Origin of the sequence: Lysobacter sp. Root983, from assembly GCF_001429345.1 — a bacterium.
GTDB lineage: Bacteria > Pseudomonadota > Gammaproteobacteria > Xanthomonadales > Xanthomonadaceae > Lysobacter.
Window position 1 is genome coordinate 570,159 of the sequence record NZ_LMJO01000017.1, and the last position, 16,175, is coordinate 586,333.

A 16,175-nucleotide genomic window follows, 5' to 3' on the forward strand; every position below is an offset into this window, starting at 1 on the left:
TCCGGCCCACGCGTCGCGCGCGAGGCTGCGAAGCCTAGCACAAGCGGCTTTCGCGGTCCCGGCCGGCCCTCAGTGGGCGCAGCTGGCGTCGTGCACGTGGCCGTGATTGAGCCGCAGATTGGCCAGATGGGCCAGCCCGACCAGGGTACCGCCCAGGGTCATCACGATCGCGTGCGGCACCACCGAATGGTGCAGCGGCGCGTACAGCACGCCCAGCCACAGCACCAGCAGGCCCGGCGCCAGTAACGACAGGGCGCGCACGGCGTGGTGGCGGCGATAGCCCCAGACCACGCTGAACAGACCCAGCAGGGTCGCGAACACCACGAAGGCCAGCTCGAAGCTGTCGTCGAACCAGCCGGCCACGCCCAGGGTGGGCAGGACCGCGATCAGCAGCGGCAGCAAGGCGCAATGGACCGCGCACAACAAGGAGCCGAAGGCGCCGAGGCGGTCGAGGAAACTGCGGGGACGTAGGGGAGGCATCAGCAACGCGAGCAAGGGCGGGGTGACTTCTGGGAGGGTGCAAATCGCATTTCGTTACTATATAACATTCCACGTCCTCCCGTCACCTGCCCGGATCATGCCCCCCATGCTAGCCCGTCGCCCGCGCCGCAGCCTGCTTGCGATCGCCCTCACCCTCGCCCTGCCGCTCGCCGGCCCCGCCCTCGCCCAGCAAGCGCCCGACCAGGCCTCCGGCAGCGACACCGCCAGCGACAAACGCCACGACCAGCCCACCGACCTGGACTCGGTGGTGGTGACCGCCTCGCCGCTGCGCGCCAGCGCCGAGGATCTGGCCCAACCCGTCGAGGTGCTGTCCGGCGAGAAGCTGGACGAAGCCCGCGGCGCGACCCTGGGCGAAACCATCGGCAAGCTGCCCGGCGTACAGAGCTCCAACTTCGGCGCCGGCGTCGGCCGCCCTATCATCCGCGGCCTCGAAGGCCCGCGCGTGGGCGTGCTGTCCGGCGGCATGGCCACCCAGGACGTGTCGACCGTCAGCCAGGACCACAACGTCAGCGTCGAGCCCTTCCTGGCCGATCAGATCGAAGTCCTGAAAGGCCCGGCCACCCTGCTCTACGGCAGCGGCGCGATCGGCGGCGTGGTCAACGTGGTCGATGGCCGCATCGCCGAAAAACCGCTGGACGAAACCGTGTCCGGTCGCGCCGAGGTGCGCCACGATACGGTCAACGACGGCTTCACCGGTATGGCCCGCGTCGACGCCATGGGCGCCGACGGCGCGCTGGTGCTGCACGCCGACGGCGTGTACCGCAACAACAAGGATTACCAGACCCCGCTGGGCCGGCAGCGCAACAGCTTCGTCGATACCAAGACCGGCGCGCTGGGCGCGTCGCTGGTCGGCGACCTGGGCTTCCTCGGCTTCTCGGCCTCGCGCTACGAGGACAGCTACGGCAACCCGGGCGAGCCCGGCGATATCGCCGCGGGCGAAGCCGGCGTGCACCTGGAAATGAAGCAGAGCCGCTTCGAGAGCAAGGCCGGCATCAACCAGGAGTTCGGCATCTTCAGCGGCCTGCGCGCCAGCGTCGCCCACACCGATTACGAGCACGTCGAATTCGAGGGCGAGGAAGTCGGCACCCGCTTCACCAACGAAGCCACCGAAGGCCGGCTGGAGCTGACCCACAAGCCGTTCGGCGGCTGGATCGGCGCGTTCGGCCTGCAGGGCTACGACCGCACCTTCGAGGCGATCGGCGAAGAGGCCTTCGTACCGCGCACCCGCACCAAGGGTTACGGCGCGTTCGTGACCGAGCAGAACGAATGGGATGCGCTGCAAGTCGAATTGGGCGCGCGCGTCGACCGCATCGAGAGCAATCCGGCCACCGGCTTCGATCGCTCGTTCACCCCGCTCAGCCTGTCGGCCGGCGCGATCTGGAAGTTCAACGAGGCCTGGCGCCTGAGCCTCAACCTGGACCGCGCCGAACGCGCGCCGGCCGAAGAGGAACTGTTCGCTGACGGCCCGCACGTGGCCACCGCTTCGTTCGAGATCGGCGACGCCGATCTGCGCAAGGAGCGCGCCAACCAGTTCGAACTCGGCCTGCATTACCACGGCGCGCGTTTCGAGGCCAAGCTCTCGGCCTACCAGACCAACTTCGACGGCTTCATCTACCTCAGCGACACCGGCCTGATCGAGGACGACCTGCCGGTGCGCCAGTGGAGCCAGGCCGATGCGCGCTTCCGCGGCTTCGAGGCCGAGGCGATCGCGCACGTGTTCGACGGCGACGCCGGCAAGTTCGACGTGCGCGTGTTCGGCGATCGCGTGCGCGCGACCCTGGACGAAGGCGGCAACCTGCCGCGCATCGCGCCGGCGCGTTTCGGCGGCGAGCTGCGCTGGAACGCGTCCTCGTGGCGCGCCTCGCTGGGCGCCACGCGGTACATGAAGCAGGACGACGTGGCCGTGGGCGAAACCCCGACCGACGGCTACACCCTGGTCGACGCCCACCTCGCCTACCACTGGGACACCGATCAACTGGGCTGGGAGCTGTTCCTGGACGGCACCAACCTGACCGATCAGGAAGCGCGCGTGCACACCTCCTTCCTCAAGGACACGGTGGTGTTGCCGGGCCGCGGCGTGGCCTTCGGCGTGCGCATGTTCTTCTGATCGCGATTTCGCGTTGGCGATCGCCGCACGGATCGACGCGCGGCATCGCGGCCCGCGCATGAACTCGGACGTTTAGGCAGCGTGCCCGCCGCGTCGCCGTCCCGCTCCGCGGACGGCGACGCTGGCGGACACGTACGTCCTTAGCGCGAGGTCTTCCTGGCCTTGGCCGCGGGCTTCGCGGATTTGGTCTGCTTGAGCGCCTTGCCGGGCTTGGCGCCGGGGCGCGTGGGCCGTGACACCGGCTTGCCGGCCTTCACCGACTGAGCGCGCAGCGACTGCAGCTGCGCCGCGCTGGCTTCCAATGCCTTGCCCACGTACTCGACGATAACGCCCTCCGCCGCCTGCAGGCTCTCGGCGATGGCGTCGATCGCCAGGCCGTCGTGATCGCGCATGAGCGATGCCAGCTTCTGCTCGTCCTCGGGCAGCTTCGCGGCCAACAGATTGACCAGAGTGCCCGCCACCGCCCGACGCAAGTCCTGCAAGGGCAGCAGCGAGGGTGCGCCGCCCTCCTTGGCCTCGCCGCGCACGCGCGCACTGTCGAGCAATTCGGCCAGGCCAGAACCGCGACCAGCGGTGGCCAACATGCCGTCCACCAGGTCCGCCAACGCGCCCGGGCCCGCACGCGCCAGCAACACTTCCTCCACCACCCGGCCCAGCTTCAACAGCGGATCCCAGGGACAGGGATGCGGCAGCGGCAGGCGCAGCTCGGCGATCTCGTAGTCGTAGCGGATCGCCGCGGCGGTCAGGAACGGCCAGCAGTAACGGCGGCCGATCGGCGCCAACCAACGCACGGTGTTGAGGTAGTAGCTGCGGATCTTCTGGTATTCCGGCGTCGGCATGCCGCCGGCGTATAGCCCGGTCCGTGGCAGCCCGGTGGTCGGGTCGTTGCCCGCGCCGGAACCGTTGAGGTTGATGTTCACGAAGTGGTGCCAGGTCGCGTCGCACACGATGCGGCCGGCGCCGGCCGGGTCGCCGTCGTAGGCCGAGATCGCGCCGAAGCTGCGCGGATAGACCGGCGGCTTGGTGCCGCTGGAGGTCGGCGCGCCGCTGACGATGAAGCGTCCGGCCGACATCGAGACCGCCACCACCACCGGCGCGATCCGCGCACCACCGCCGCTGGGCGCGGGCCATTCCTCGATGCCCGCGAAGTTGCCGGCGACCGGCGTCGGCGCCAGGCAGCGGCTTTCGTGCGGATGGTCGGGCAGATAGTCCACCGCGCCGGAACTGTGGCGCAGCACCGGATGCACCGCCCAGGTCGAGGCCACGAAGGGATCGCCGCCGTTGGAGAAGAACACGGGGAACATGCGCTGCGGAATCGCGTCGGCCTGATCGTTGAACTGCTTGATGCCGTCGGCGCCCGGTTCCAGCACGGTGTCGTGGCGGTCCACGGTCGCCATCGGAATGCTGGCCCAATCGCGCATCGAGCGGATCCGCGGCAGGTTGGCGCCCATGCCCGCGCCGATGGTGTCGTGGTCGCCGGTGGCGAACATGCCGCCGCCGTCGCGCATGAACTGGGCGATACGCTGCTGCTCGGCGGGCTGCAAGGCCGAGGTGCTGAAGGCGAACAGCCAGATCTGGTCGTAGTTGGCGACGGTCACCGCGGTGGCGGCGGTCGCGAAGTCGTAGCTACCAGCGATGCTGAGGCCGGGGCCGGAGCCGGAACGGTGCGCGGTGGTCACGGTGTGGCCGGCGTTGCGCACCACCTGCACGAACTCGGACAGCCCGAAACCGGCGGTGCCGAAGTCGAGCGAGCTGTCGGCGACCATCAGGATGCGTTGCGGACAGGGGAACTTGTAGAGGATATCGATGTACGGATTGCCGTGGATGAAGATATCGCCGGGCATGAACTGCTCCTTGTCGTGTCGACTGTAGGCGCGCTGTGCGCGTCGCCGGTGCAGCGGCCTCATGGCCGCATAACTCCCTGTGCGAAGGTGAACGCAACGCGCGTTGCGGATCGGCCAAGCCATGCCGATGCGCGCGGGCGCCCCGCTCGCTGACCTCCCGGGCCCGCGCACCGCGTTTGGCGTTCATCCAGCGGCAGACGCTTGCGCCGATGCCCGAAATATGGGTATATGCACGCTAATCACATGCATATGCACCCAATGCCGACCTCCCGCGCCTCGAAAGTCCGCAGCAAGCCCACCGCCGACGATGATCCGCGCGCGCGCGACAGCGCGATGTCGCCCTGCACCTGCTTCCGCGTGCGCAAGCTGACCCGGCTGATGAGCCAGCGCTACGACCAGGCGCTGGCGCCGGCCGCGCTCAACCTCAATCAGTATTCGATCTTGCGCCGCGTCGGTGGCGAGCCGCGCAGCATCGGCGAGTTCGCGCGCGAGCTCGGCATGGACCGCAGCACGCTCAGCCGCGATCTCAAGCCGCTGCTCGCCGCCGGCTGGCTCGCCAGCGCGGCCGGTGAGGATGCGCGCCAGCGCCGGGTCCAGGTCACCGCCGCCGGCAAGCGCGCGATCGCGCGCGCGATCCCGCTGTGGCAGGCCGCGCAGGACGCCATCGAACGCGAACTCGGTCGCGAAGCCCTGCTCGCGCTGCATGCGCACCTCGATCTTGCGATCGCCCAACTGCAAGGACCCCGCGCATGAGCGCCGATGCCGCCGTTCCGTCCGCCGCCGCGCCTGCGATCCGCTATTGGCCGCTGGTGCTGGCCGCCACCGCGATGCTGATGATCACCATGGGCGTGCGCCAGTCGCTGGGCCTGTTCGTGAAGCCGCTCGGCGCCAGCACCGGCCTGGGCATCGCCCAGATCAGCTTCGCGCTGGCGATCGGCCAATTCGTGTGGGGCGCGGTGCAGCCGGTGTTCGGCGCCATCGCCGATCAGCGCGGCCCCGGCCGGGTGCTGGTGTTCGGCAGCGTGCTGCTGGTCGCGGGCATGGCGCTGACGCCGATGTTCGCGTCCGAATGGGGCCTGCTGCTGACCCTGGGCGTGTTGGCCGCGGCCGGCGCGGGCGCGGGCAGTTTTTCGATCCTGATCGGCGCGACCGCGGCGCGGGTGCCGGCGCAGAACCGTTCCATGGCCGCGGGCGTGATCAACGCCGGCGGCTCGTTCGGGCAGTTCCTGTTCGCGCCGTTCGCGCAGGCGGTGATCAGCGCCGCGGGCTGGGCCGCGGGCATGTGGGCATTGGCGGTGGCGGCCCTGGCGACGCTGCCTCTGGCCTGGCCGCTGCGCCGGCGCGCAGCGCCCGCCAGCGCGGCGACCGCGACGGCCGCACCCGGCATCGGCCTGCGCGAGCAGGTGCGCATCGCGCTACGCGACCGCAGTTACTGGTGCCTGCACATCGGCTTCTTCACCTGCGGCTTCCACATCGCCTTCCTGGTCACTCACCTGCCCGGCGAGATCGCGCTGTGCGGTCTGCCCGACAGCGTGTCGGCGGTGGCCCTGGCCCTGATCGGCCTGTTCAACGTCGCCGGCAGCCTGGCCGCGGGCGCGCTGGGCCAGCGCTATCGCATGAAGTACCTGCTGGCGGCGATGTACGCCAGCCGCGCGGCGATGATCGGCATCTATCTGGTGTCGCCGCCCACGCCGACCACCTTCTTCATCTTCGCCGCCGGCCTGGGCCTGACCTGGCTGGCCACGGTGCCGCCGACCGCGGGCCTGGTCGGCAAACTGTTCGGGCCGCGCTACCTGGGCACCTTGTTCGGCCTGACCCTGCTGTCGCACCAGATCGGCGGTTTCTTCGGCGCCTGGTTCGGCGGTTTGGCGATGGCGAAGTTCGGCGACTACACCTGGATGTGGTACGCCGACATCGTGCTGGCCCTGCTGGCCGCCGCCGCGAACCTGCCGATCCGCGAGGCGCGCGTGCAGCGCGCGCTGGCGACGGCCTGAGTCGTCGCGGTTCTACTTGCCCCTGGGAGACGTGCGCTTTCTGTGGGAGCGGCGTAAGCCGCGATTAGCGCCACCGTACCGGGTAAGGCCATCGCGGCTTACGCCGCTCCCACAGGACAGGAAGCGAATTACGCGCTCAAGCCGCCTGCTTGGCCACGCAGTCCGCGCACATGCCGTGCACTTCCAGGGTCTGCGCCTGCGGCGCGAAACCCAGCGCGCGGGCGCGCGCTTCCAGCAGATCGACGATGCGCTCGTCTTCCAGTTCGGTCGCCGACTGGCAGCTGTCGCAGATCAGGAACGGCACCGCGTGCTGGGCGCCGCCCGGGTGATGGCAGCCCACGAAGGCGTTGATCGAGGCCAGCTTGTGGATGAAGCCGTGCTCGAGCAGGAAGTCCAGCGCGCGATATACCGTCGGCGGCGCGGCCGCGTCGTGGGTGGCCTTCATGCGATCGAGAAGATCGTAGGCCTTCATCGGCTTGCCGGCGTCGGCGATCAGACGCAGGGCGTGGGCGCGGATCGGCGTGAGCCGCAGCCCGCGCTGCTCGCAGGCCCGCTCCACCTCGTGCACGAAGGCGTCGCCGTCGTGGACGTGGTGCTTGGGGTCGGTGCAGGCGGTGTGGCTGCTCATGGCGGGCTCCGGTGGCGCGGCGCTGACGCGTCCTAGGCTGGGATCTTAATGAGGGCGGCGTCGATGCGCTGCAAGGCCTGGGCCTGACCGGCCAGATAGACCGTGTGCGAGATGTCCGGGCTGACCTGGGTGCCGGTGATGGCCACGCGCAGCGGCTGGGCGACCTTGCCCATGCCGATGCCCAGGGCCTCGGCGGCGGCATGCAGGGCCGCGGCCACGGCCTCGGCGGTCCAGGCCTCCAGCGCGGCCAGGCGCGTGCGCGCCTCGGCCAGCGGGGCCTGGGCGGCGGCGTTGAGATGCTTGGCGACCGCGGCCTCGTCGTACTGCTGCAGCGGGCGATACCAGACCCCGGCGCGCTCGGCCATGTCCTTGAGGGTCTGCACGCGGTCGCGCAGCGCGATCACCACGTCGGCCGGCGCCGGGCCGGCGGCGAGGTCGTAACCGTTGTTCAGCAGGTGCCACTCCAGGTGCTTGCCGACCTCGACCGGATCGTCGTTCTTGAGGTATTGCTGGTTCAGCCAGCCCAGCTTGGCCGAATCCAGGCGCGAGGCCTTGGAGTTCACGTCCTCGAGCTTGAACAGGCGGGTCATCTCCTCGATTGAGAAGATTTCCTGATCGCCGTGCGACCAGCCCAGGCGCACCAGGTAGTTCAGCAGCGCGTGCGGCAGATAGCCCTCGTCGCGGTACTGCATCACATCGGCCGCGCCGGTGCGCTTGGACAGCTTGTTGCCGTCCTCGTCCAGGATCATCGGCAGGTGCGAGAAATGCGGCACCGGCGCGCCCAGCGCGCGGTAGATGTTGATCTGGCGCGGGGTGTTATTGACGTGGTCGTCGCCGCGCACGACATCGGTGATGCCCATGTCCAGGTCGTCGACCACGACCGCGAAGTTGTAGGTCGGGTAGCCGTCGGCGCGGAAGATCACCAGATCGTCGAGCTCGCTGTTGGCGATCTCGATGGTGCCCTTGACCTTGTCGTCGAACGCGACGGTGCCATCGAGCGGATTCTTGAAGCGGATCACCCGGTTCGGATCGTCGCGGTAGGGCGCGTTGCGGTCGCGGTAGGCGCCGTTGTAGCGCGGCTTCTCCTTGGCCGCCATCGCGGCGTCGCGCGCGGCCGCTAGCTCTTCGCGGGTCTCGTAGGCGTAATAGGCGGTGCCGGCCGCGACCATCTGCTCGGCGACCTCGCGATAACGCGCCAGGCGCTGGGTCTGGTAGATCGGGCCCTCGTCGTAGCCCAGGCCCAGCCAGTCCATCGCCTCCAGGATCGCGTCGATCGCGGCCTGGGTGCTGCGCTCCTGGTCGGTGTCCTCGATGCGCAGGATGAACTGGCCGCCCGCGCGGCGCGCTTCCAGCCAGCAGTACAGCGCGGTGCGCGCGCCGCCGATGTGCAGGTAGCCGGTGGGACTGGGAGCGAAGCGGGTGCGGCAGGTCATGCGGGGCTCGGATGGATCGGGGAATCGGGCATTTTAACGGAGTGGCCGTGGCGCTGCCGGCCGCGCCGCCAGCGCAGCGCCTCGAGGCGCGAACCGGCACGAATCCGGGCCTGGGCCGCCCGCGCGCGCCGCGCCCGGCCTGCCGCTCGGCGCCGGTGCCCTAAACTAGGCCGATGACGACCCTTTTCATTTCCGACCTGCACCTGGACGCGGAACGCCCGCAGACCACCGCCCTGTTCGGCCAATTCCTGCGCTCGGAGGCCCGAGGCGCCGACGCCCTGTACATCCTGGGCGACCTGTTCGAAGCCTGGGTCGGCGACGACGACCCCTCCGAGACCGGCGCCTACGTGGCCGCCGAGCTGCGCGCGCTGGCCGACAGCGGCGTGCCAGTGTCGTTCATCCGCGGCAATCGCGATTTCCTGCTCGGCGAGGATTACGCGCGCCGCGCCGGCATGCGCATCCTGCCCGACCCGGCGGTGGTGGTGCTGTACGGCCAGCCGACCCTGATCCAGCACGGCGACCTGCTGTGCACCGACGATCTGGCCTACCAGCAGTTCCGCGCCCAGACCCGCGACCCGGCCTGGCAGGCGCAGTTCCTGGCCCAGCCGCTGGCCGCGCGATTGGCCTTCGCGCAGCAGGCGCGCGCGGCCAGCAAGGCCCACCAGTCCGGCCTGCGCGACGCTGGCACCATGGAAACCATCACCGACGTCTCGCCGGCCACCGTCGACAGCGTGTTCGCGCGCTACGGCCTGGTCCGCATGATCCACGGCCACACCCACCGCCCCGCCGTGCACGAACTGGACGTGGCGGGCAGCGCGCGCCAGCGCGTGGTGCTGGGCGACTGGTACGACCAGGGCTCGGTGCTGCGGGTGAACCGCGATGGTCTGCAACTGCAGGCGCTGAGCTGAACTTCTCAGCGTCGCCTCGGAGCGACCTAGAGTGCGGTGGCAACCGCACCGTCGCGGGCGCCCGATTCGGCGCGAAGGTGCGGTTCGCCCAGGGCTCACCGCACCCTACGATTTCGTCGCTGTGGCAGGTCGAAGCAAGCATCTCCCCCTAGGAGAGATGCCACCTCATCAGAACTTCACTTCCGCGGTCAGGAACATCTGCCGCGGCGCGCCCGATTGCAGCGTGTAGTTCAGACCGTTCGGGTCGGAGGTCACGAAGCCGTTGGTGCCGATGCTGCCGAAGTAGTCTTCGTCGAACAGGTTGGTGACGTTGAGCTGCAGCTTGAACGCATCCGCCCAGCTCAGTTCGGTCCACTCGTAGGACACGGCGGCGTCGGCGACCCAGAACGAACCGACCTTGGAATCGTTGAGATAGGTCAGGTAGCGCTTGTCGGTGTACTTGGCGCCGATCTGGGCCGAGAAGCCGTCGCGGCTCCAGCGCAGCTCGGTCGCGTACAGGCGCTTGGGCGCGTCGACCACGTCCTTGCCCTTGGCCGGAATCAAGGTGGTGCCGTCCAGGTAGTCCGAGGCGTATTCGGACTTGTTGAAGGCCAGCGAGTTGTACCAGCTCAGGCCCTCGATCGGCGTCCACAGCACGGTCAGTTCGGCGCCGCGGGTCTCGACGTCGCCGACGTTGGCGAAGCTGGACGCGCAGCCGACGATGCCGGCGCAGCGCGCGATCGCGAGCAGGCGGTTCTCGAAGTCGACGCGGTACAGCGCCACCGACGCTTCCAGGCCGTCGCGGCTGGTGCGCAGGCCGGCCTCGATGGTGCGCGAGGTTTCCGGTTCCAGCGTCGCCACGGCGGCATTGAACGCGGCCTGCGAGGTCGAATGCGGGCCGTTCACGCCGGTGCGGAACGCGGCCATGTTCTCGCTGTAGGAGCCGAAGATCTCCTCGTGTTCGCTGAACTGCCAGCGCGCGCCGACCTGCGGCAGGAAGTTGTCCTCCGCTTCGAGCTTGCCGCCGGCGCGGCTGCCGATCAGGTTCTTGCCGTCGGTCTCCACGCGCGTGCCCTTGAAGCCGGCATCGATCGCCAGGCGGCCGTCGATGAACTCCATGTGGTCGGTGATGTAGAACTGGCGCGTGTCGGTGTCGAAGCGCTGGCGGAACACGCGTGCGTCGGGATCGCGCAGAAAGTAGATGCCGTTGGGCGGGGTGTCGCGGCGCAGGTTGTAGAAGTTGCGCTGCACGCCGTGGGCGTTGCGCTCCAGCCACAGACCGGCCTGCAGGCGATGGTTGCCGATCTGCCAGGTCAGGCTGGGGGTGATGCCGGTGCGCTCGATGTCGTATTCCGTGGTGCGCATCGCGATCGGCACGGTCGGCGAGGACGCGTAGGGCGTGGCCCAATGGCCCTGGCCTTCGTTGCGGTGGTAATAGGCGGTGGCGGCGAAGCTCAGGTCTTCGCTGGCCGACCAGTCGGCCGAGACGTACAGCAGGTCGTCGTCGCGCAGGCCGCGGGCGATGTAGTAGGCATCGTCGAGGCTGTTCACGCCGCCGCGGAAGATGCCGCCGGCGGCGTCGATCGCGCGCTGCCAGTCGCCGGCGTAGTTGTCCCAATCCATGCCCAGGCGGCGCGCCGAATCCAGCGACAGGTCGGCGTAGTCGGTCTCGCGCCGGCGCGAGGTCGCGGCATAGCCGGTGAGCTTGAGGTCCTCGGTCGCATAGACCAACTTGGCGTTGAACTGAGCGTTGCGCTGCGGGCCCTCGCCTTTCCACTTGTCGGTGGTGTGGAAGGCGCCGCTGAGGTAGGCGCTGAAGCCGTTGTGGTCGCCGGTGTCGACGCGCGCGTAGCTGCGGCGGGTGGCGTCGCTGCCGAAGGTCTGGGCCAGGCGCACGCCGTAGTCGGCGGACGGGTCGCTACTGAAGAAGCGCAGGGTGCCGCCGAGGTTGCCGCTGGAGGCGGTGTCGATCGCGCCGCTGCCCTGCGACAGCTCGGCGCCGGACAGGTTCTCGCTGATGATCGCGCGGCTGATGTGCAGGCCGTTGTGGTTGCCGTAGCTCATGTCGCCCAGCGGCACCCCGTCGAGGGTGAAGCCCAACTGCTGCTGCGAGAAGCCGCGGATGCTGAGCTTGCTCGACCATTCGTAGTTGCCCCAGGGATCGGAGCTCTGGAAATGCACGCCCGGCAGCTTGGCCATGACCTTGAGCGGGCTGGTGCCGGCGGCTTCGCGCTGCAGGTCGGCGCGGCCCAGCGACTGGACCTGACGGGTCTGGCCGGTACCCACCACCGAGACCGCATCCAGCGTGGTGGCGTCGTCCATGGCCGCGGCGGACGCGGCGTCGGCATCGGGCTGCGCGGCGGGCCTCTCGGCGCGTGCGGCGGCGGTGTACAGGCACAGCAGGATCGAGGCGGCGAGGATCGTCGTCTTCGTCGTCATGTCGGGGATTTCCATCGGGGAGGCCGCCGCGCGTTGGCACGTATCACTCCGGGCGGCATGCAGAGCGAAGCCGCGGAAGTCTGTCGATATCGTGTGTACGCGAGATTGCAGTCAGAAGGCAGTTCGTCCGACAACGCTGCGCAGCGCACGCTCCCCAGCCCGATTCGCGCGCCAGCACCATGAATCGTCCACGCGCTGTCTGTGGGAGCGGCGTAAGCCGCGATCGAATGCCGACGTGCTTCCGGCTCGCGTCGCAAGTGGGTTCCATCGCGGCTTACGCCGCTCCCACAGACAGCGGGCGCACGCGCGGCGCGGCGATACGCCTGCGGCCTACCTGATTTCGGCGATTGCCGCGCCCGATTGCGCGCGGAACCATCGCAGCATCCGACACCCCCGGAGTCCGCCATGCCCAATGCCTCGCGCGCCGTCGTCACCGATTGGATGCGGTACGTCGACGACAGCCGCTACCTGTCCGAGCTCAGCATCCCCGGCACCCACGACAGCGTGACCGCGCTGTACCGCAGCGACATCGGCATGAAAGAGGGCTGGACCCGCTGCCAGGACCTGGATATCGAAGCCCAGCTGCGGCAAGGCATCCGATTTCTCGACATACGCTTGCGCTACGACAACGCGGTGTCGCCGCCGGTGCTGCGGCTGTGCCACGGCTCGTCCGACATGGAGCGCACGTTCGACTATGTGCTGGGCGTCTGCGAGCGCTTCCTGGCCGCGCACAACTTCGAATGCATCGTGATGTCGGTCAAGAACGAGCAGCCGGGCCATCACGACCAGGCCTTCGCCGACCTGTTCGCGGCCAGCATCGCCCATTCCGGCAGCCGCGAGTTCTGGCACACCGGCAAGACGGTGCCCAAGCTGGGCGAGGTCAGGCGCAAGATCGTGTTGCTGCGCCGCTACCAACCCGGCGCGATCGGCATCGACGCCACCTACTGGCCGGACAACTGCCCGTTCCGATACCTCAACGCCGACGGCGTCCTCTTCGACGTGCAGGACGAATACAAGGTCTACTCGCATTTCAATCGCGCCAGCAAGTTCGATGTCTACGTCGAGCGGGCCTTGTCGGACGCGGTGCGCGACCCAGACAAACGCAAGCTGTTCATCAACTTCGCCAGCGGCACCGGCACGGTCTGGCCGATCACCCTAGCCGAAACCACCAACCCCAAGCTCTACCGGTTCTTTCGCGCCGCCGCGCCGGGACGCTATGGCATCGTGCCCATGGACTACCCGGAGCAGTTCACCGGCGGCATGTACCACGACTTGATCGCCGCCATCGTCAGCGCCAATCCCAGCGAAAGCCTGCGCGACGATGCCATCTACGAACTGCGGCCGCGGCTGGCGCTGAACAGCCGCCTGACCGTGCTGGTCGGCGGGCGCGATGTCGGCATCTGCCAAGCCCTGACCGACCTGCCCCCGCTCTGGCCCAGCATGCCCACCCTGCCCGGCATGGCGCCGATGCCGACCGAAAGCGGGCAGCGCTGGCGCGTGCACAACGTCGGCGGCGGCTACTATCGCCTGCATGCGCTGAGCGCTCCGGAAAAGGCGCTGACCGTGGTTGACGGCGGCATCGCCGACGGCAGCGCGATCGCGATCGAAGCCGTGAACGGCCGCAACGATCAGCTGTGGAAGTTCGAGCGCATGGGCGAGGACCCGGACAGCCGGCGCCTGGACGTCGGCCTGCTCCGGATCAGTCCCAAGCACGCGCCGCGCTCGGTACTGGACGTGTTCGGCGCTCGCCAGGAGAACGGCAGCCCGGTCAAGCTCTACCACTACTACGACAGCCTCTCGATCAACAACGCCTACGCGCAACGCTGGGTGCTGGTGCGGGTGGGCTGAGGCGCGCCCGGGTGGCCTCCACCATGACAGGCGGCCCCGCGCGCGCCCCTGTTGCAGCAGCGAGCCCCTGGAGGGCCCGCGACGCGGATCAGGGCATGCTCAGCGCTGGACGAAGGCCTCGAGCATGCGCAGTTCCTCGTCGTCGAAACCGGCCGCGCTGCGCGCTTCGAAATTGAACGGGCCGTAGAGCACGGCGCGCGCGTACTCGGCCAGCAGTTCGCGGAAGCGCGGGCCGGGTTCGATGCCCTCGCGTTCGCAGTACCAGCGGAACCAATGCGAGCCGGCGGCGACGTGCGCGACTTCCTCGCGCAGGATCGTTTCCAGGATCGCGACCGTGGCGGTATCGCCCAGCGAGCGCAGCTTGACGATCATGCCCGGCGTCACGTCCAGGCCGCGCGCCTCCAGCACGCGCGGCACCAGGGCCATGCGCGACAGTCCGTCGTGGGCGGTCTTCTCGGCCATTTCCCACAGGCCGTTGTGGGCGTCGAAATCGCCGTAGTCGTAGCCCAGCTCGCGCAGGCGCGCGCGCAACAGCGCGAAGTGGCGCGCCTCGTCCCTGGCCACGCTCACCCAGTCGGCGTAGAACCGCGCCGGCAAGCCGCGGAAACGGTAGACCGCGTCCCAGGCCAGGTCGATGGCGTTGAATTCGATATGCGCGATCGCGTGCACGAACGCGGCGCGCCCCTCCTGGGTGCCGAAGCCGCGCTTGGGCAGGTCGCGCGGATGCACCAGCCAGGGCCGCTCGGGGCGGCCGGGCATGCGGATCGGATCCGGCGCCGGCGCGTCGTCCGGCGTGGTCAGCTCGCCGCGTGCGTAGGCGTCGGCGGCGGCGAAGGTCGCGGCGACCTTGTCCTCGGGCGTGGCGGCGTCCAGGCAAGCGCGCGCGGCGTCGTACAGGCTGGGCACGGGTCAGCCAACTGGGGCGGTGGTACGAGCAACAGCAAATCCCCCCTGCCCCCCTTTTGCAAAGGGGGGAAAAGCCGGAGCGAAAAGCGAGGGGCTCACGAGACCCGGCGGGTCTTCTTGGCGTCGTCGGAGCGCAGCTGCTGCAGACGCTCGAAGTAGCCCGGCTCGATACCGGTCACGTACTCGCCGTTGAAGCAGGACGAGTCGAAATGATCGATGCGGTGCTTCGGGCCCGACACCGCCTGTTCCAGCGCGTCCAGATCCTGGTAGATCAACCAGTCGCAGCCGAGCAGGGTCTGCACTTCGTCGTCGGTGCGATCGTGCGCGACCAATTCGTCGGCCGAGGGCATGTCGATGCCGTAGATGTTCGGGTAGCGCACCGCGGGCGCGGCCGAGGCCAGATAGACCTTGCGCGCGCCGGCGTCGCGCGCCATCTGCACGATCTGCTTGGAGGTGGTACCGCGCACGATCGAGTCGTCGACCAGCAGCACCACCCGGTTGCGGAACTCCAGCGGAATCGGATTGAGCTTGCGGCGCACCGATTTCGCGCGCTCGCCCTGGCCCGGCATGATGAAGGTGCGGCCGACGTAACGGTTCTTGATGAAGCCCTCGCGGTACTTCACGCCCAGCACGTTGGAGATTTCCAGGGCGGCGTCGCGCGAGGTGTCGGGGATCGGGATCACCACGTCGATGTCGTGGTCCGGACGCAGGCGCAGGATCTTCTCGCCCAGGGTCTGGCCCATGCGCATGCGCGCCTTGTGCACCGAGACATCGTCCATCATCGAATCCGGGCGCGCGAAGTAGACGAACTCGAAGATGCACGGCGCGTGCTGGCGCGGCTCGGCGCACATCTGGGTGTACAGCTCGCCGCGCGGCGTGACCACGATGCCCTCGCCCGGGCGCACGTCGCGCACGCGCTCGAAGCCCAGCAGGTCCAGCGCCACCGACTCCGACGCGATCGCGTACTCGTCCTGGCCGCCGCTGTGGCGCTTGCCCAGCACCAGCGGACGGATGCCGTTGGGATCGCGGAACGCGACCAGGCCCAGGCCGAGCACGATCGCGACCACGGCGTAACCGCCGACGCAGCGCCGGTGCACGCCCTCGATGGCCTTGAACGCGGCCTCCGGGGTCAGCCCGCGCTGCATGTCCAGCTCGTGCGCGAACACGTTGAGCAGCACTTCGGAATCGGATTCGGTGTTGACGTTGCGGCGGTCCTGTTCGAACACGTCGCGGCGCAGCGCGTCGGTGTTGATCAGGTTGCCGTTGTGCGCCAGCGCGATGCCGAACGGCGAGTTCACGTAGAACGGCTGTGCTTCGTCGGAGCCCTCGCTGCCGGCGGTGGGATAGCGGCAATGGCCGATGCCGACCCGGCCATCGAGCAGGCGCATCGCCTTCTCGTCGAACACGTCGCTGACCAGGCCGTTGCCCTTGTGCACGCGCAGCTTGGCGCCGTCGGCGGTGGCGATGCCCGCCGCGTCCTGGCCGCGATGCTGGAGCACGGTAAGGCCGTCGTAAAGCTGGGCCGCGACGTCGTTATGGCCGACGATGCCAAGTATGCCGCACATGATTCTGAGTCCTAAGGCTGTTG

At 69.1% G+C, this 16,175-nt stretch carries 12 protein-coding genes; 5 read left to right on the forward strand and 7 right to left on the reverse strand.

The window, feature by feature from the left end:
* Positions 1-69: 69 nt before the first annotated feature.
* Positions 70-480, reverse strand: coding sequence for a MerC domain-containing protein (locus ASE43_RS18535; RefSeq protein WP_056176324.1), 411 nt, complete (start codon positions 478-480; stop codon positions 70-72).
* Positions 481-577: 97 nt separating this feature from the next.
* On the opposite strand from ASE43_RS18535, the gene ASE43_RS18540 reads away from it, so the two are divergent.
* The gene (locus ASE43_RS18540; protein ID WP_056172540.1) at positions 578-2,608 is read left to right on the forward strand and encodes a TonB-dependent receptor; all 2,031 of its coding nucleotides are present in this window, start codon (positions 578-580) and stop codon (positions 2,606-2,608) included.
* Between the two features lie 140 nt (positions 2,609-2,748).
* Here the strand turns inward: ASE43_RS18540 and ASE43_RS18545 are convergent, their stop codons facing one another.
* On the reverse strand, positions 2,749-4,452 hold the full coding sequence (locus tag ASE43_RS18545) for a hypothetical protein (RefSeq protein ID WP_157500059.1): 1,704 nt from the start codon (positions 4,450-4,452) through the stop codon (positions 2,749-2,751).
* 258 nt (positions 4,453-4,710) lie between these two features.
* On the opposite strand from ASE43_RS18545, the gene ASE43_RS18550 reads away from it, so the two are divergent.
* Together ASE43_RS18550 and ASE43_RS18555 are read left to right on the forward strand one after the other, a co-directional pair.
* Complete coding sequence (locus ASE43_RS18550) at positions 4,711-5,205, forward strand: MarR family winged helix-turn-helix transcriptional regulator (protein WP_235568797.1); 495 nt, start codon at positions 4,711-4,713, stop codon at positions 5,203-5,205.
* Positions 5,202-6,446, forward strand: coding sequence for an MFS transporter (locus tag ASE43_RS18555; RefSeq protein ID WP_057161476.1), 1,245 nt, complete (start codon positions 5,202-5,204; stop codon positions 6,444-6,446). Before ASE43_RS18550 ends, ASE43_RS18555 begins: the two co-directional genes overlap by 4 nt.
* 136 nt (positions 6,447-6,582) lie before the next feature.
* Here the strand turns inward: ASE43_RS18555 and ASE43_RS18560 are convergent, their stop codons facing one another.
* Complete coding sequence (locus ASE43_RS18560) at positions 6,583-7,074, reverse strand: transcriptional repressor (RefSeq protein WP_056172532.1); 492 nt, start codon at positions 7,072-7,074, stop codon at positions 6,583-6,585.
* 32 nt (positions 7,075-7,106) lie between these two features.
* Positions 7,107-8,507 (reverse strand): glutamate--tRNA ligase, encoded by a 1,401-nt coding sequence (gene gltX / locus ASE43_RS18565; protein WP_057161477.1) that lies wholly within the window; start codon positions 8,505-8,507, stop codon positions 7,107-7,109.
* Positions 8,508-8,680: 173 nt separating this feature from the next.
* Between gltX and lpxH the strand changes: the two genes are divergently transcribed.
* The gene (gene lpxH / locus ASE43_RS18570) at positions 8,681-9,415 is read left to right on the forward strand and encodes a UDP-2,3-diacylglucosamine diphosphatase (protein WP_057161478.1); all 735 of its coding nucleotides are present in this window, start codon (positions 8,681-8,683) and stop codon (positions 9,413-9,415) included.
* Positions 9,416-9,583: 168 nt separating this feature from the next.
* Here the strand turns inward: lpxH and ASE43_RS18575 are convergent, their stop codons facing one another.
* Complete coding sequence (locus ASE43_RS18575) at positions 9,584-11,833, reverse strand: TonB-dependent receptor (protein ID WP_157500061.1); 2,250 nt, start codon at positions 11,831-11,833, stop codon at positions 9,584-9,586.
* 405 nt (positions 11,834-12,238) lie between these two features.
* On the opposite strand from ASE43_RS18575, the gene ASE43_RS18580 reads away from it, so the two are divergent.
* Positions 12,239-13,681, forward strand: coding sequence for a phosphatidylinositol-specific phospholipase C domain-containing protein (locus ASE43_RS18580; protein ID WP_057161480.1), 1,443 nt, complete (start codon positions 12,239-12,241; stop codon positions 13,679-13,681).
* Between the two features lie 99 nt (positions 13,682-13,780).
* On the opposite strand, the gene ASE43_RS18585 is transcribed toward ASE43_RS18580, so the two are convergent.
* Positions 13,781-14,587: a ferritin-like domain-containing protein gene (locus tag ASE43_RS18585; protein WP_056172516.1), complete on the reverse strand. Its 807-nt coding sequence runs from the start codon at positions 14,585-14,587 to the stop codon at positions 13,781-13,783.
* A 95-nt stretch (positions 14,588-14,682) separates the two neighbouring features.
* Positions 14,683-16,152: an amidophosphoribosyltransferase gene (purF, locus tag ASE43_RS18590; RefSeq protein ID WP_056172513.1), complete on the reverse strand. Its 1,470-nt coding sequence runs from the start codon at positions 16,150-16,152 to the stop codon at positions 14,683-14,685.
* Positions 16,153-16,175 lie beyond the last annotated feature (23 nt).

Coding starts and splice junctions, on each gene's coding strand:
- ASE43_RS18535 (WP_056176324.1), bottom strand. CDS start 480: ATGCCTCCCCTACGTCCCCGCAGTTTCCTCGACCGCCTCGGCGCCTTC.
- ASE43_RS18540 (WP_056172540.1), top strand. CDS start 578: ATGCCCCCCATGCTAGCCCGTCGCCCGCGCCGCAGCCTGCTTGCGATC.
- ASE43_RS18545 (WP_157500059.1), bottom strand. CDS start 4,452: ATGCCCGGCGATATCTTCATCCACGGCAATCCGTACATCGATATCCTC.
- ASE43_RS18550 (WP_235568797.1), top strand. CDS start 4,711: ATGCCGACCTCCCGCGCCTCGAAAGTCCGCAGCAAGCCCACCGCCGAC.
- ASE43_RS18555 (WP_057161476.1), top strand. CDS start 5,202: ATGAGCGCCGATGCCGCCGTTCCGTCCGCCGCCGCGCCTGCGATCCGC.
- ASE43_RS18560 (WP_056172532.1), bottom strand. CDS start 7,074: ATGAGCAGCCACACCGCCTGCACCGACCCCAAGCACCACGTCCACGAC.
- gltX (WP_057161477.1), bottom strand. CDS start 8,507: ATGACCTGCCGCACCCGCTTCGCTCCCAGTCCCACCGGCTACCTGCAC.
- lpxH (WP_057161478.1), top strand. CDS start 8,681: ATGACGACCCTTTTCATTTCCGACCTGCACCTGGACGCGGAACGCCCG.
- ASE43_RS18575 (WP_157500061.1), bottom strand. CDS start 11,833: ATGACGACGAAGACGACGATCCTCGCCGCCTCGATCCTGCTGTGCCTG.
- ASE43_RS18580 (WP_057161480.1), top strand. CDS start 12,239: ATGCCCAATGCCTCGCGCGCCGTCGTCACCGATTGGATGCGGTACGTC.
- purF (WP_056172513.1), bottom strand. CDS start 16,152: ATGTGCGGCATACTTGGCATCGTCGGCCATAACGACGTCGCGGCCCAG.